This window comes from Pantoea sp. ICBG 828 (genome assembly GCF_002928355.1).
GTDB classification, from domain to species: domain Bacteria; phylum Pseudomonadota; class Gammaproteobacteria; order Enterobacterales; family Enterobacteriaceae; genus Pantoea; species Pantoea dispersa.
This window is the reverse complement of sequence record NZ_POWN01000002.1, coordinates 595,519-610,874: the sequence shown is the minus strand read 5'-3', so window position 1 is coordinate 610,874 and position 15,356 is coordinate 595,519. Positions and strand designations below refer to the sequence as shown.

Below are 15,356 nucleotides of genomic sequence, written 5' to 3'. Positions count from 1 at the left end.
ACTTAAATGTTGTGTTCCCTTCTCGCTCATCGCGGGCATTTTCTAATTATAAAAATGATAATTAAAAAATTGGTTATTACAAAGTTGAATAATCCGTCATCTTTTTCATGCCTGATAAATAACTTTAACTGAGGAGGAATGATGTCAGACGATGGCCAAAAATGCCTCGAAGCTTGATATCTCTCTGCTGCGTCAGGTGATTTTTGTGCGGCTTCGTGCCTTGAGAAAGAGATGCTGCGCATGTGCATCAAACTGGATAAGCAGTGGGCAAATATCTGTCGGAGTTACGCTGATGTGTCATAAGGGTGTTCATGCCAGATATCGTCAGCCACAGACAGGCAGTTTTCGTTCTCCCTCTTCCCACCGCCTGAATGTGTCTTAGCTCTTCTGAGTTACCTGACTTTCAGGGTTTCAGAATGACTTTTGTCCAGCCATTATCACGATCATCAAAATGCTTATAGCCTTCGGCAGCGTCTGCCAGAGCAAGTCGATGCGAGATGATCTGCGCCGGATTGGCTCTGCCCTGATGGATAAGCCTTGCGAGCTGGCGGTTGTACGCTTTGACATTACACTGACCGGTCTTGATTGACTGACCTTTAAACCAGAAATTCCCAAAATCGAAAGGCACTTTACCCTCTTTGGCCAGGTCGGTCGCGCCTCCGGGATCCTGCGGAACAAAAACGCCGACCGCACCGATGCCGCCCGTGGCCTTGGTTGACGCGACAAGGCTGTTAAGCGTGGCAGAGTTATCCTCGTGGCCATGTTTATTGCAGCATTGATATCCCACACACTCGCAACCGCAATCCGTGCCGCGCCCGTCGGTTAACTCGAGAATTTTATTTACGGCCTCATCGCCCACCCCATTGATCGCCACAGCGCCCAGTCGTTCGGCCAGCGCCAGCCTGTCCGGATGAGTATCAACCACAAACACCTGCGATGCGCCTTTAATCATGGCCGAGTGAGCCGCCATCAAGCCGACCGGGCCTGCGCCATAAATCGCCACACTCTCTCCGGGGCGCAATCCTGCCAGTTCAGTGGCATGCCAGCCGGTGGGGAAGATGTCGGAAAGTAAAACGTAGTCCTCCTCTTTTTCAACCGCATCCGGCGGCAGCACCAGACAGTTAAAGTCAGCATAGGGCACACGCAGTAACTCCGCCTGTCCGCCATCCCATTCGCCCATTTCAGCAAAGCCATAGGCGGCACCGGCCGTACCCGGATTTGCCGTCAGGCAATAGCCGGTTAACCCTTTCTCGCAATTTTCACAGAATCCGCAGCCGACATTAAAGGGCAGGCAGACATAATCGCCAACTTTGACCCGCTCAACCGCGCTGCCGATTTCAATGACCTGCCCCAGATTTTCATGACCAAAGATGCGACCCTGTTCGAAGCTGGTGCGTCCTTCGTACATATGCAGATCTGAACCGCAGATATTGGTGGTGGTAATACGGACAAGCACATCGGTAGGGCGAACGATTTTGGGATCCGGAACCTCTTTGACTGAAACGTCAAAAGGTCCGTTATAGATAACTGCTTTCATGGTGTTCTCCTCACGTGCATGATCAGTTATGAAGGCTGCGGCTGCGTGAAGCTTTGCGGTCGCCACCCTCTCAGTGATGCTGCTTTTTCAATCAAACGGCTTGATTGAATGTGTAAGTGTAGAACAGCGCATGAAGTGGTCTGGCGGTATTAATATTATGTAACTCTATGAATTGTAAGCACCGTTTCGCTAAACGCACTTTATCTCCGTCTTCTTCCAGGCCCCTGGCGCACCACACCGCTACGCTGACTTAGCCTTGTGCTGAATCCCGTAACCGCTATTGCCCTCAACCTCTGCCTGGTTTGAGTACCACATGAAAAAGCCCACTCCAGGGTGGGCTTAGGCGTACAAACGGTGATCAGCGTCATGCAATTAATCAAGTATACCGGAGGGACAGTAATCGCCTTCCCATCCAATTATCTTAGCGCCTGGATCAAGATCTCTCACCGATACGCTATCCCCGCCAAATTCTGAGCCAGTGACGACGATATCGTAATCATGATTTGGCTGAGGAATGAATCTGGTGGAGACAGATCGTTCTGTATTTTGGTAGTAGCCCGGCTGAGTCCAGTAATGAATTATACTTATCAGTTGCCCCGGCTTGATCGTAAATTCATTTATGAAAGCCCCTTTATTGTTACTTGATTCTGGCATTCCGATTTTTTTATTTCCTGACACAGGAATACCGAGAATAGCCAGACCAGCCGTAACCCGGCGCTCTAAAACTTTTTTATAACAGCCACTCGACTGTTTTTCGTAAAATTGCAGGGCGGTATTGCCCTCAGATGCAGCACGAACCCTGGCTGCATCTGAACCTTTATAGTCTTCCAGAGAAGGCCTAAACCCAGCCGAACATCCACTTAACAACGTTACTATTATTCCCATAATAACCAGTTTTCCATACATGCGCATCTCCTTACGTTTCTGTCGCTCCTGTTTTTATCGGCCTGAGAGTGTGAAATCTTTAACAGATATTAAGCCAGCCATCCGGGGAAAATCTGTCCCTGATGTACCTGCCTGACACCTGAACGATGTCCGCTCCTGGCCCCAAACGGCCCTCCCCCCTGCGAACTCCTCTATCAACAACACGCTGCCATCACAGCTAAAGCAAAGCATCAGGTGATTATTGAGACTTAACCTGTTAGTTTAAAACGATGAAAACTTGCTCAACTCTGTCTTCCGCAATCATTATTATCACCTTGCACGTTCAGGTGGGATAACGTTTGCCATTTTCCCGCCGGTAAGGCGGGCCTTACCGGTAATCAACCAGTGAGGTCAGCCATGAACACCACCGATGTCGCATCACCTGAAAAAGCCACGCTTCACCTGTTATGTGGAAAAATTGCGTCGGGTAAATCTACGTTATCCGCAAAATTAGGCGCTGCACCGCGCACTCTCATTATCAGTGAGGATCGCTGGCTTGCAGCGCTCTATGCCGATGAAATGCACACGGTCGCGGATTACGTGCAGTATTCCTCTAAGCTCAGAAATGCCATGAAACCGCATCTGGTGTCATTACTTAACGCGGGGATGTCGGTAGTACTGGATTTTCCGGCTAATACACCCGCCAGTCGTGAATGGATGATGAGTATCATTAAAGCATCAGGTGCTGCTAACCACCTGCATTTCCTTAACGTCCCTGATGAGGTGTGTAAGAGCCGATTACGTGCCCGTAATGCAGCAGGCACCCACGATTTTGCCGCTTCAGATGAACAGTTTGAAATCATAAGCCGTTATTTCTCAGCGCCAGCGGCTGATGAAGGTTTCAATATTATTGAATACCGCTCTTAAGCCGCCGGGTTGCGGCTTATGAGGTGCTAATTCCATGATGCAGCCGGGTTCTGCGCCATTAAACGGCGCCCGATAACGGCGCCGTTTGCTCACCAAGACTGGTTACCCCTCTCCCCTGCCGATTTGCCAGATGCCGGTTGGTGGCGTGCCGTTGACTTTCCAGTCACCGATGTCGCGCGCTTTGTAGATTACCGGGTTATGCGACGAGACGGTGCGCGCATTGCGCCAGTGACGATCCAGCGCTTTGCTGACGCGCGTATCCGATGCGCCAAGCGCATTAAACAATTCGGTGGCGGCACGCGGCACCAGCTCGCTGGCGATTACCTGCGCCTGTCCGGCCTCGGCTTCCGCCAGGTTGTTGATGGCGGCGATGGCCCCTTCATCGGCACTCAAGTGCGCTTCATACGCTGATTGCAGTGAATGGGTAGCGCGAATCACCGTGGCTTCGACGGCAAATGCCAGACTGGTGATCTCGCCCACCACCTGCAGCACCTGTGCATCCTGCCGCGAGGCAGCTCCGTTACCGTGACTGTAAACGCGGTTGCGTGCGGCAACGGCTGCCGCGCCGTCCCGCGCCACCGCGCGCGCAATGCCCGCCAGCGTCGCCAGCAACACGTGCTGGTAATACGCGGTCTGATAACGGAAGCGCGTGGCAAAATCATACACGTGCTGCGTCTCCACATGCGCGTGCTCGAAGCGCGTCGTGCCGCTGCCGGTCAGGCGCTGGCCAAATCCGTCCCAGTCATCTTCGCGCGTAACGCCCGGCTGATGCGTATTCACCAGCGCGATCACGTCACCCTGATTGTCATCGCGACGCGCGTAAACATCTATCCAGTCGGCGAACAGCGCACCGGTGCTGTAAAACTTCTCGCCATTCAGCGTCCAGCCATTGGCGGCAGGCGTGACGCGGGTGATCACGTCGCCCAGCCTGACGTTGCCAATCTCCGTCCAGCCGCTGCCCACCAGCTCGCCATCAACAAAGCGGCGAAACCACGCATCGCGCTCCGCATTGTCCGGCTGGTTGAGCCGGTCCTCGACAAAAGCAAAATGCGCGCGCAGCGCCTGCGGCAGGTTGGAATCTGCTTCCGCCAGCTCAATCAACAGCTGAAACAGCTGCGGCAGCGAGGCGCCCCAGCCACCTTTTTGCTGTGGAATACGCACCGTGCCAAAGCCGGCTTCCTTCAGCCACTGCAGTGGTTCATAAGGCAAGGTACGCGTACGCTCGCGTTCCGCCGCGCCCGCCGCGATGCGGGCAAACAGCGGTCGGAAGTGCGCCGCCAGCGTGTCATAGTCAGTACCGGTAGAGAGAATGCTCATGTTTTACTCCTGAGGGGAAAGGTCGTCGATGTCGTGGCGGGTCGGCTCGTGACGCACCGCCAGCAGGAAAAAGATCGGAATGATGGCGGCCAGCGATACCACCCAGAACATGTTGGTGCCGAGCGCCGCCTGCAGAATCGGCAGAATGAACAGCGCCAGCGCACTGCCGATGCCCGACAGCGCACGGCTAAAGCCGACGCCGGTCGCGCGAATCGAGGTGGGATACGAGAGCGCCGGATAGACCATCAGCTGTGCGCCCGGCCCGAATCCTTCAGCGAACAGCCACAGCCCGAGCATCAGCACCGCGAATACGATGCCCACCAGCGCCTGCGGGTGGCCAATCAACGCCAGCGCCACCAGAGCCAAAAACTGCAGCGCAAAGCCAGCGATCGCCACGTGGCGTGACGGATATTTCCACGCCAGGCGCATCCCCAGCAGCCCGCCGGTAAAGGCAAACAGCGCGTTCAGCCCCAGCGAAGCTGAGATGGTCTCGAACACGCCGGCACCAAGAAATTGCGCCAGTATCGACGGCAGGAAGAAGGCGATGGCGGTGTACTCAAACGAAATACAGATATTCATTACGCCGGCAACGATGGTGCGTTCACGCCACGGCTTCTGGAACAGTACGCGAAAACTCACCTTCGGCGCCGCCGCCGCGGGTGGCGTTTCTGGTTCTGCTTCGTGTGCATGAATACCGTACGAATCACGCAGGATACGCACCGCCGAGGTCAGATCGCCCTGATTCGCGGCCCACAACGGTGATTCATTCATGAACTTACTGCGCACCGCGATGATCAACAGCGCAGGTACCGCGCCAAACAGCAGCGAGGCGCGCCATAGCCAGTCGAGATGCTCTTTAGGCAGCAGAAAATAGAGGCCAAAAATCAGCAGGAAACACACAGTGGAAGCCGCATACCACATCGGGCACCAGGCCGCGAGCCGTGCGGCTTTGTTGCCTTTGCCGGCAAATTTAGAGAATTCCGCCAGATAAGACATCGCCACCGGCAGATCGATGCCCACGCCAATGCCCATCAGGAAACGCGCTCCAATCAGCACCCAGACGTTGGGTGCTAAGCCCGCCGCAATCGCCGATACGACAAAAAACAGCATGTCGGCCATGAACACCGAATAGCGGCCGTACTTATCCGTCAGCCAGCCACCAATCAGGTTGCCGACAATGGTGCCAACCATGATGGATGAGGTGACCAGCCCGGTGGTGAACGGCGATAGCTGGAACTCGCGCACCACGTCATCGATGCCGTACGACAGTGTGGTCAGGTCGTAGGCGTCGAGGAACACGCCACCCAACGCGAGAAACACAATCATGCGCGCATAGTTGTTTTTGCTACTGCGGGTGTTGATCAGCCTTGCCACATCACTGACCGAACGTACCGGTTGAGAAGCCGGCAAGGTGTTTTCTAAAGGAAGAGTACTCATAACGCCTCACGTCTGTTTTTGTTGTGCAGGTGAGGTGTTTATAAGCGCTTTATGCAGGGAACCAAAGCAACAATATTTGCTATTAATTACAATATAATCAATAAGATAATAAAGACACCAACACTAAAACCCGGACGCGCAATGCGGGTCCGGGTAGCGTATTCGGCAGCAAAGTTATTCAGCAGAAACCGGCACCAGCACGCCTTTGACCAGCGGGTCATCGGTGGTTTTTAGCCACTGCTGCACGCGCGGATCGGCAAATGCCTGTCTGAGTTTGACGATGTTCTCCTGCTCCAGGTAAGGCGTACCGATCACCAGCTGCGAGGCAAAGGTGCGCGGCGCGGGCGGGAACAGAATGCCTTTGTCACGCGGGACTTTACCGGCGTCAAACTGCGACACATAACCAATCGCCGCATCGACCGAATTAAGCGCCCGCGGCATGGTCAGCAGATCCAGCTCTTTGAACACGAAACCGTGCGGATTACCGACAATGTTTTTCAGTTTGGCGGTGCGCGGTTCTACCGTTGGATCGAGGGTGATCAATCCCTGACGCGCCAGCAGCCAGAGCGCCTGGCCCTGATTCGCCCCATCGTCGGGCACCACAATGGTTGCGCCCTGCGGTAAATCCGCCACCGAGCGGTAGCGATCGGAGTAAATACCAAAGGCCCACTGGAACAGAGGCAGGCTGGAAGTGAGCTGGAAGCCGTTAGCATCGACCACCTGCTTCAGCCACCACTGATGCTGATAGACCGTCGCAGCATACTGCCCTTCTGCTACCGCACGGTCCGCCTGCACCGGATCCTGCACACCGACCGCCTCCAGCTTCAGGCCGTAGTCCGGCGCGATATGCTCACCCACATAGTCGATCAGCTTCTGTTCCCCGGCCATTGCCGGCTCATAATGCACTTTCAGCGTGGTGCCAAACACCACCGCCTGCGGCTGCTGGCTGCGCCAGAACCAGCCAGCGGCGGCCAGCAAAATGACCACTATAATCAGCAGCAGCCACGGCCAGCGGCGTGTTTTACGTAACTCAAATTCTTGTGTTGTCATAACGATGTCCCCTGAGGATGGCGCAAGGCCGCAACCAGCCGGTCGCCGAAAAATTGAATGGTCTGAATCAGTGCAATTAACACCACGATGGTGGCGATCATGATGTGGTTATCGAACCGCTGATAGCCATACACCACCGCCAGGTAGCCAATGCCGCCAGCGCCAATGGTGCCGGCGATGGCCGAGTACTCAATCATGGAGATCAGGTTGAGCGTGATAGCTGCGACAATCGCCGGCAGCGCTTCACTCAGCTGGGCGGAGCGGATGATCTGCCAGCGCGAACCGCCGCACACCAGCCCCACGGCGGTAACTTCTCCGGGCAGCTCGCGTAATGCGTTGTCGACCAGGCGGCCAAAGAAAGGAATACCGGCGGCGATCATCGGTACCACCGCCGCCGGAATGCCGATGGTGGTGCCGGTGAGCCAGAAGGTAAACGGAATGATGGCCGCCATCAGCACCAGAAACGGTAACGAGCGCCCCATATTGACGATCCAGCTCAGCACCCGATGCACGCCGCGCTGCGGAAACAGGCCGCGCGGCGAGGTGTTAAACAGCACCACGCCGACCACGCCACCGAGGCTCACCACAAACAGCATCACGATGCCGACCATCAGCGCGGTTTCACCCAGCGCCGGCAGCATCAGTGCCGGAATTTCAGGCCAGGGCGTGTCCTGGCTTATCACGGATACGCTCATACCGCCTCCCGTAACGGCGGCACGCTGACAGCAACGCTGGCCGCCAGGCCATACTGCTCCAGCTGCGTCAGCAACCGTGCCAGCGGCACCTGCTCCTGCTGAAAATGAATGCCCACCTGCAACCGTCCGGCCTGGATGCCATTGACCCGCTCGACATGCGCACCCAGCAGCTCCACCTTTAAAGCGAACTGCTGGCTGATGCGCGAAATCCAGTCGCTGGCCACCGCGACATCGGTACGATAGCTAAGCTGCAGCACCAGTCCGGCATCACTGACTTGTGCCGTCAGCGGCAGCAGCCGCTGGCCGAGCACGCTGTCCGGCTGTGCCAGCAGCGCACTGACGGTGCCATACTGCACTATCTCTCCATTGCGAATCTCGGCAACCGCATCCGCCGCCTGACGTACGGCATCCATCTCATGGGTGATCAGCACGATTGCCAGCCGGTAGTCGTCACGCAGTTTTTTCAGCAGCTCAAGGATGGTGACCGTCGCTTCCGGATCGAGGCCGGAGGTGGCTTCGTCGGCCAGCAGTACAGAGGGACGTAGCGCCAGCGCGCGGGCAATACCAATGCGCTGCCGCTGCCCACCGGAGAGCTGGGCGGGAAAGGCGCTGGCTTTGTGGCTTAGCCCGACACTCTCCAGCAGCTCGCCGACGCGGGCGCGGATATCGCGCTCGACCACGCCGAGATAGCGCAGCGGCAGCGCGATATTTTCCCAGGCACTTTTACGCTGCAGCAGCGCGGAAGACTGAAATACCGTGCCGATAGCGCGACGCGCGCGGCGCAGCGCTTCGCCATCCAGCCGGGATAAATCGCTGCCGTTAACCCGGATGCTGCCGCCGCTCGGCTGCTCCAGCAGGCTGATGCATTTCGCCAGGGTAGATTTGCCGGCACCGCTCGGTCCGACCACCGCGGTGATGCTGGCTTCCGGCACCTGCAGCGTGATGTTTTTCAGCACGTCGGTGACGCGACCGTCCGGCGCACGGTAGTGTTTACTCAGGCGCTCGATTTCGATCATATGACCTCCTGCTGCTGCGCGCTGCGTACGCGATAGCCAGCACCCGGATGCGGCGCACTGAGCTGCGGCCCGGCGGCAAACAGCTTCTCGCGTAGCGTGCCCGCGGCGTAATCCTGTTTGTAAACGCCGCGTTTTTGCAGCTCCGGAATCAGCAGCTCGACCACATCCTCAAAGGTTTCATGGGTCAGCGCATACGCCAGGTTGAAACCATCCACGTCGGTCTCCTCTACCCAGCTTTGCAGCTCATCCGCCACCGTTGCCGCACTGCCCACCAGCAGCGGGCCAAAACCGCCGATACCCACCCAGTCAGCCAGCGCTTTCACCGTCCATTGACGATCGGGATCGGCAGTAGAGAAAGTTTCAACCGCTGACTGGATGGCGTTGGTGTGCAGGTATTTAAGCACCTGGTCCGGCTGATATTGTCCAAAGTCGATGCCGGTCCAGCCAGAAACCAGCGCCAGCGCGCCTTCGTAGCTGACCCAGTTTTTATACTCCTGCCACTTCGCCTGCGCCGCCCGATCGGTTTCACCGACAATCACCGTCTGCAGGTTGAAGATCAAAATACTGCGCGGATCGCGACCGGCTTCGGCTGCACGACGCCGGATGTCGGCCACGGTTTTCTTTAACAGCACTTTGGACGGCGCGGCGACAAACACACATTCTGCGTGCTCAGCGGCAAACTGTTTGCCGCGGCTCGATGCACCGGCCTGATACAGCACCGGCGTGCGCTGCGGCGAGGGTTCACACAGATGGATGCCCGGTACGTTAAAGAAGGTACCCTGATGGTTAATCGGATGGATTTTGCCGGGATCGCTGAAAATGCGACGCTGACGATCGCGCAGCACCGCATCCTGCTCCCAGCTGCCTTCCAGTAGTTTGTAGACCACCTGCAGGTACTCATCGGCATAGTCATACCGGCTGTCATGATCGGTTTGCGCTTTATGACCAATGTTGCGCGCGCCGCTCTCCAGATAGGAGGTAACGATGTTCCAGCCAATGCGGCCTTTGGTCAGATGGTCCAGCGTCGACAAACGGCGCGCGAACGGATAAGGATGCTCAAACGACAGCGAGGCGGTTAAGCCAAAACCGAGGTGCTCTGTGACCAGCGCCATCGGCGTAATCAACGCCAGTGGATCGTTCACCGGCACCTGAGTGGCCTGACGTATCGCCGCGTCACCGTTGCCGTTCAGCACATCGTAAATGCCGAGCACATCGGCAATGAACAGGCCGTCAAACTTGCCGCGCTCCAGCAGGCGCGCCAAATCAACCCAGTATTCCAGATCTTTATACTGCCAGGAGCGGTCACGGGGATGGGCCCAGAGTCCGGGCGACTGGTGACCGACACAGTTCATATCAAAGGCATTCAGGCGTATTTCGCGTTGCGATGGCATAGCAATCTCCATAGCGAGGCCGTGATCGTGCAGCGACCCGGCGTTCGTCAGTTAATTATCAGGATGTTGAGTGTTCAGGAGGCGGAAGGGGGACATCGCTCAGCGTGAGCGACAGGCAATACCTTAAGAATTTCATCCGCTACGGCGGCCGCGTGATCGGCCACCTGCGGCAACCCCATCAGCTCGCCAAAGCGGGCGCGCGCCGCCGGGCCCACGACAAACAGGCGTGCGTTGGGCTGGCCGTGCCGATTAAGGGTGCGCGAGTGGTGATCCACATCAATGCCGAAGCCGAGCGCATCGGCGCGGATCAGGCCCTGCTCACTGAGCGATTGCAGCAGCGGCTGGCTGGTCGTAAGCGCTTCATGTCCCGGTCCGGTCGTGACAATCAGTTTATCCAGCACATGGTTTTGCCGGGTGCCATCGCGCTGACGCAGGGTGATTTCCAGCTGCTGCGGGTGAGCGTGAATCGCCACGAGGCGAGCGGCCAATACCTGCAGGCTACCCTGCTGCTGTCGCCGGGCGATGACGGCGGCGACCTGTGGGGCAATGCGATAGCGATGCACATCCCACCATGAACGCAGATGACGCGCAAAGCGCTGCTGTTCATGTAGCGGAAGTGACTGCCAGATGGCTTGCCCCTGCACACGCACCTCATCAAGCACACGCTGCCACGGCAGCTGCTGCGCGGCAGCGCGAGCGACTTCATCACGAATATGCCGCAGCCAGCGACGCGCGCTGGGCTGAGATTGCGCGCCCAGTGTCCACTCCGGCCATTCGCCGCTGAGATTGGCGCGTGACAGTTGTCCGCGCCGTGAGAACGCCAGCAGCGGCCCCTGATGCTGACGCGTCGCCAGCGAAGCCACCACGTCAGCCATGCTCAGGCCGGTGCCGACAATCGCCACTGATGAGTCAGGCTCAACGCTATCCAGCACGCCTGGCTGCCACGGGTTGGCAATCAGCGCCGGATGGTCGGCAAACGGCTGTAGCATGCGTGGCAGCGACGGCGGTGGATGGCTGATCGCCAGTGCCAGGATGTCGCCAGTCAGGGTTTCACCGTTACTCAACAGCAGTTGTTGCCCTTCCCACGCCAGCGCACGTGCCTGGACGTGACGCAGAGTGACATGCGGATGCGCCTCAGCGGCGGCGGCAAACTGCTGCGCCAGGTAGCGACCAAACAGCGCACGCTGCGGATACACCGCGCCATCGGCGCAGTGTGCTGCTGAATCCAGTGAACATTCCGGTTGCTGACGATACCAGCGATCAAAGGCGCCCTGCTCTTCTCCGCTGAGCTGCATACGCGCAGCCGGCACATTGATGCGGTGTGCCGGTTCCGGCGTGGAATAGGCAACACCGGCGCCAAGGCTGGCGCGCGGTTCGACCACTGTAATCAGTAGCGGCGCGAGCGACGTGCGGGCAAGGTGAATCGCCAGCGCTGTGCCGCTGAAGCCCCCGCCGACAATAATGATGTGCGCTGTTGCCATCGCCTTCTCCTGCATCAGCTGGCGCTCGTCTGTTTCGCCGATGGGCGCTTATCGCCGCCGATGGTTTCACCAAACGGGCCAGTGTTAATGGTACGGGCGCGCTGCTGCTGACCGTGGGCCAGCGGTAACAGCGGCAGCAGTAATTCAGCCACGCGATGGGCCTCTTCCAGATGCGGATAACCCGAAAGAATGAAGTTAGTCACGCCGAGCGCCTGGTATTCCCGGATGCGTTCAGCGACCTGCTGCGGGCTGCCCACCAGCGCGGTGCCGGCACCGCCGCGCACCAGTCCGACGCCTGCCCACAGATTCGGCGCAATGTAGAGATTATCGCGCGAACCGTTGTGCAGCGCACTCATGCGCGCCTGACCGGCGGAATCCATGCGGGCAAAAATCTTCTGCGCCTGAGCGATGGTGTCGTCATCCAGATGGGCAATCAGTTTATCCGCCGCCGCTCGGGCTTCTTCTTCGGTTTCACGCACAATCACATGCAGGCGGATACCGTATTCGAGTTTCCGGCCGCGTGACTCAGCGCGCTCACGTACGACCGCCAGTTTTTCTGCTACCTGCGCCGGTGGCTCGCCCCAGGTGAGATAGGTGTCAATCTGCTGCGCCGCCACGTCGATCGCTGCCTCTGATGAGCCGCCAAAGTAGAGCGGTGGACCGTTTTCCTGCACCGGTGGAAACAGCACCTCAGCGCCTTCAACCTGAATATGCTCGCCCTGATAATCCACTTTTTCGCCGCGCATCAGCCGGCTATACACATCCAGAAACTCGCGAGTCACTTCATAACGTTCACTGTGGTTGAGGAAGATGCCGTCGCCTTTGTTCTCCACCGGATCGCCGCCGGTGACCACGTTAATCAGCAGACGGCCTTCCGACAGACGATCCAGTGTGGTAGCCATGCGCGCTGCCAGTGTGGGTGGCTGCAACCCTGGCCGTACGGCGACCAGATAGCGCAACCGGCGCGTCATGGGTGCCAGCGCGGAAGCCACCAGCCAGGAATCCTCACAGCTTTTCCCTGTCGGAATGAGGACGCCGTAAAAGCCCAGATTGTCGGCGGCCAGCGCGACCTGCTGTAAATAGGCTAAATCAACCGGGCGTCCGCCTTCTGTGGTACCCAGGTAACGGCCATCGCCGTGCGTCGGCAGGAACCAGAAGACATTTATGCTCTCGTGCGCAGAATCGGCCATTATGCTTATCCTATATAACTTTATGAGAAAACGTTCATTCTTAACTTTCTATTTGGTTATATAGGCTTAAGCGAAAAGCATGCCAGGTTTTAACGAAACAGAGATTGTGCATTTTCAGTCAGTTAGGTCATCAGAGCGCGTAATGTCTGTTGCAATTGCAACGCAACGCCAACAGCATTTGCTGCATATGCAACTGCTTATGCTTTTTTCCTGCTGTTCATTGCCACTTGCCGGGTTTAGCGTGATGGCAGACCTTTACAGGAGCCACCCTCATGCTGACACCTTACAATCAACCAGATTCACCTCGCCTGGTCGACCCGGCATCGCTGGCTTTCCAGTCGCTGCTGGATAAATTCGCACCCACCGACGCCACGGTACTGATTGTGGGCGAAACCGGCACCGGCAAAGAGGTGGTCGCGCGGTATCTGCATCACCACAGTCCACGCCGGCATGCCCCGTTTCTGGCCGTCAACTGCGGCGCCCTGACAGAAAGCCTGGCAGAAGCTGAATTGTTTGGACATGAGAAAGGTGCCTTTACCGGCGCGACTCAGGCGCACCCCGGCTGGTTTGAAGCGGCGCAGGGCGGCACGCTGCTGCTGGATGAGATAGGTGAACTGAGCCTGCCGCTGCAGGTTAAACTGCTGCGCGTCCTTCAGGAGCGTGAGATCACACGCGTCGGTTCACGCAAGGCCATTAAAATAGACGTGCGCGTTATTGCCGCAACCCATGTCGATCTGGCGCAGGCAATTCGCGAACGGCGTTTTCGTGAAGATCTGTTTTATCGCCTGAACATCGCCGTTGTTCCCCTGCCACCGCTGCGCCAGCGTCGCGAGGACATCCCGCTGCTGGCACAGCATTTCCTCTCCCTGTACGCACGCCGCCTTGGCCGTCCGGCGCGTCGCCTGTCGCCTGACGCGCTGGAAGCGCTGAGCGACTACAGCTGGCCCGGCAATATTCGTGAGCTGGAGAATACGCTGCACAATGCGGTACTGCTCAGTCGCGATGAGACATTGACGCCGACGCAGTTGCGGCTGGCAGGTTATAGTGAACGTGGATATAGCGAAACAGACGATTCGACGCTGGATAGTTTTCTGCGCCAGCAGATTACACGCGAACCGCAACAGCTGTTTGATCGGGTGATTCAGAGTCTGATCAGTAACGCACTGGAAATAGCGGACAACAATCAGACGCAGGCCGCCACGCTGCTGGGCATTAGCCGGCACACGCTGCGCACGCATCTGGCACAGATGGGCGTCATAAAAGGGCGGCGTAAGTCTGCCGTCATGGCCTTCGCGCACGCCAGCGGGGCCGCGCGCCCTGAACGCGAGTTGCGCATCGGCTTTCAGAAATTTGGCAATCTTGGCGTGTTGAAAGCGCGCCAGACGCTGGAACAGTGCTTCAACCAGCAAGGTATCAGCGTGGTGTGGAGCGAGTTTCCTGCCGGTCCGCAACTGTTGTATGCGCTGCAGAATAATGAGATTGATTTTGGTACCACCGGTGAAGTGCCGCCCATCTTCGCTCAGGCCAGCGGTAACGCCGTGACTTATATCGCCTGGGAGCCACCGGCACCGGGCAGCGTCGGGATTGTGGTGCCACGCGACAGTACTATCCACAGCCTGGCAGATTTGCGGGGTAAGCGTATCTCGGTCAATAAGGGATCGAATGTTCACTGGCTGCTGTTGCAGCTGCTTGAGGAAGCCGGCATCGGTCTGGATGAAATTAAAGTGGTGTACACGCCGCCGAAATATCCGCTCACAGCCAGCGATTACCTGGCCGTCGATGCCTGGATGATGTGGGATCCGCTGCTGAGTGCCGCAGAAAGCAACGCCGATTTGCGCGTGCTGGAGAAGGGCGAAGGCCGGGTGCGCAATCACCAGTTTTATCTGGCGCGCCATGATTATGTGCAGCAGCATGACGATATCGTGCAGCAGCTGGTAACGAGCCTGCAGCAAACCGGAACCTTTATCGATAATCATCGCCATGAAGCTGCCACTATGCTGGCGCAGGAACTGGGGCTGGAGTTCGCAGCCGTGGAACGTGCCTTATCCCGTCGCAGCCACCAGACGCGGGCCATGGTTTTCCACGTCATCAAAGAACAGCAAACTATCGCTGACCGCTTTTATGCGCTCGGTTTGATTCATAAACCGGTGCGCGTGCGTGATGCAGTGTGGCAGTCGCCCAGCCAGACGGCGCTTATGGCATAGCGGCTACAGTAAAAGTTATCCACGTTTTCTGTGGATAACACATTGAATATCGTCTGGCTAAATCCCCGTTATCCTCACGAGAGAATAAGGATTTACTGTGAAATTCGGGCGATTTCAGCCTGAAATCCTGCAGATAAAAACTCTTTTTTCAAACAGTTAGAGGTGAAATCGCCATGGCGAACGTCGCCTGATTCTGGCAGATTCCGTTAAGGATTCTCCCTGCTGGTTTCACTGTTGCTTTCGCATC

General features: G+C 57.4%; 12 protein-coding genes. 2 read left to right on the top strand and 10 right to left on the bottom strand.

Annotated elements, in window-relative coordinates; all coding sequences use genetic code 11:
- Positions 1-403: 403 nt before the first annotated feature.
- Together C1Y43_RS07285 and C1Y43_RS07280 are read right to left on the bottom strand one after the other, a co-directional pair.
- Positions 404-1,537 (bottom strand): glutathione-independent formaldehyde dehydrogenase, encoded by a 1,134-nt coding sequence (locus C1Y43_RS07285; protein WP_104187668.1) that lies wholly within the window; start codon positions 1,535-1,537, stop codon positions 404-406.
- A gap of 372 nt (positions 1,538-1,909) precedes the next feature.
- Positions 1,910-2,443 carry a hypothetical protein gene (locus C1Y43_RS07280; RefSeq protein ID WP_104187666.1) on the bottom strand — a complete coding sequence of 178 codons (534 nt, stop codon included), beginning with the start codon at positions 2,441-2,443 and terminating at the stop codon, positions 1,910-1,912.
- A 375-nt stretch (positions 2,444-2,818) separates the two neighbouring features.
- On the opposite strand from C1Y43_RS07280, the gene C1Y43_RS07275 reads away from it, so the two are divergent.
- The gene (locus C1Y43_RS07275; protein ID WP_058758923.1) at positions 2,819-3,328 is read left to right on the top strand and encodes an ATP-binding protein; all 510 of its coding nucleotides are present in this window, start codon (positions 2,819-2,821) and stop codon (positions 3,326-3,328) included.
- A gap of 102 nt (positions 3,329-3,430) precedes the next feature.
- Here the strand turns inward: C1Y43_RS07275 and C1Y43_RS07270 are convergent, their stop codons facing one another.
- The 8 genes from C1Y43_RS07270 to ssuD form a co-directional block, all read right to left on the bottom strand.
- A complete protein-coding gene (locus tag C1Y43_RS07270; RefSeq protein ID WP_104187665.1) occupies positions 3,431-4,645 on the bottom strand; it encodes an acyl-CoA dehydrogenase family protein in 1,215 nt (404 codons plus the stop codon).
- Between the two features lie 3 nt (positions 4,646-4,648).
- Positions 4,649-6,082, bottom strand: coding sequence for an MFS transporter (locus C1Y43_RS07265; RefSeq protein WP_104187663.1), 1,434 nt, complete (start codon positions 6,080-6,082; stop codon positions 4,649-4,651).
- 174 nt (positions 6,083-6,256) lie between these two features.
- Positions 6,257-7,132 (bottom strand): MetQ/NlpA family ABC transporter substrate-binding protein, encoded by an 876-nt coding sequence (locus C1Y43_RS07260; RefSeq protein WP_058776163.1) that lies wholly within the window; start codon positions 7,130-7,132, stop codon positions 6,257-6,259.
- Positions 7,129-7,827, bottom strand: a complete 699-nt coding sequence (locus C1Y43_RS07255) for a methionine ABC transporter permease (protein WP_104093475.1) — start codon at positions 7,825-7,827, stop codon at positions 7,129-7,131. The genes C1Y43_RS07260 and C1Y43_RS07255 overlap by 4 nt, the downstream gene beginning before the upstream one ends.
- Positions 7,824-8,843, bottom strand: a complete 1,020-nt coding sequence (locus C1Y43_RS07250) for a methionine ABC transporter ATP-binding protein (RefSeq protein WP_104187661.1) — start codon at positions 8,841-8,843, stop codon at positions 7,824-7,826. The genes C1Y43_RS07255 and C1Y43_RS07250 overlap by 4 nt, the downstream gene beginning before the upstream one ends.
- The gene (locus C1Y43_RS07245; protein WP_058770423.1) at positions 8,840-10,234 is read right to left on the bottom strand and encodes an LLM class flavin-dependent oxidoreductase; all 1,395 of its coding nucleotides are present in this window, start codon (positions 10,232-10,234) and stop codon (positions 8,840-8,842) included. The genes C1Y43_RS07250 and C1Y43_RS07245 overlap by 4 nt, the downstream gene beginning before the upstream one ends.
- Before the next feature lie 74 nt (positions 10,235-10,308).
- On the bottom strand, positions 10,309-11,715 hold the full coding sequence (locus tag C1Y43_RS07240) for an FAD/NAD(P)-binding protein (RefSeq protein ID WP_104187659.1): 1,407 nt from the start codon (positions 11,713-11,715) through the stop codon (positions 10,309-10,311).
- A 14-nt stretch (positions 11,716-11,729) separates the two neighbouring features.
- Complete coding sequence (gene ssuD, locus C1Y43_RS07235; RefSeq protein ID WP_058758931.1) at positions 11,730-12,905, bottom strand: FMNH2-dependent alkanesulfonate monooxygenase; 1,176 nt, start codon at positions 12,903-12,905, stop codon at positions 11,730-11,732.
- Between the two features lie 272 nt (positions 12,906-13,177).
- Here ssuD and C1Y43_RS07230 point away from each other — a divergent pair, with 272 nt between their 5' ends.
- Positions 13,178-15,109, top strand: a complete 1,932-nt coding sequence (locus C1Y43_RS07230; RefSeq protein ID WP_104187657.1) for a sigma-54-dependent Fis family transcriptional regulator — start codon at positions 13,178-13,180, stop codon at positions 15,107-15,109.
- The last annotated feature ends 247 nt before the right edge of the window (positions 15,110-15,356 follow it).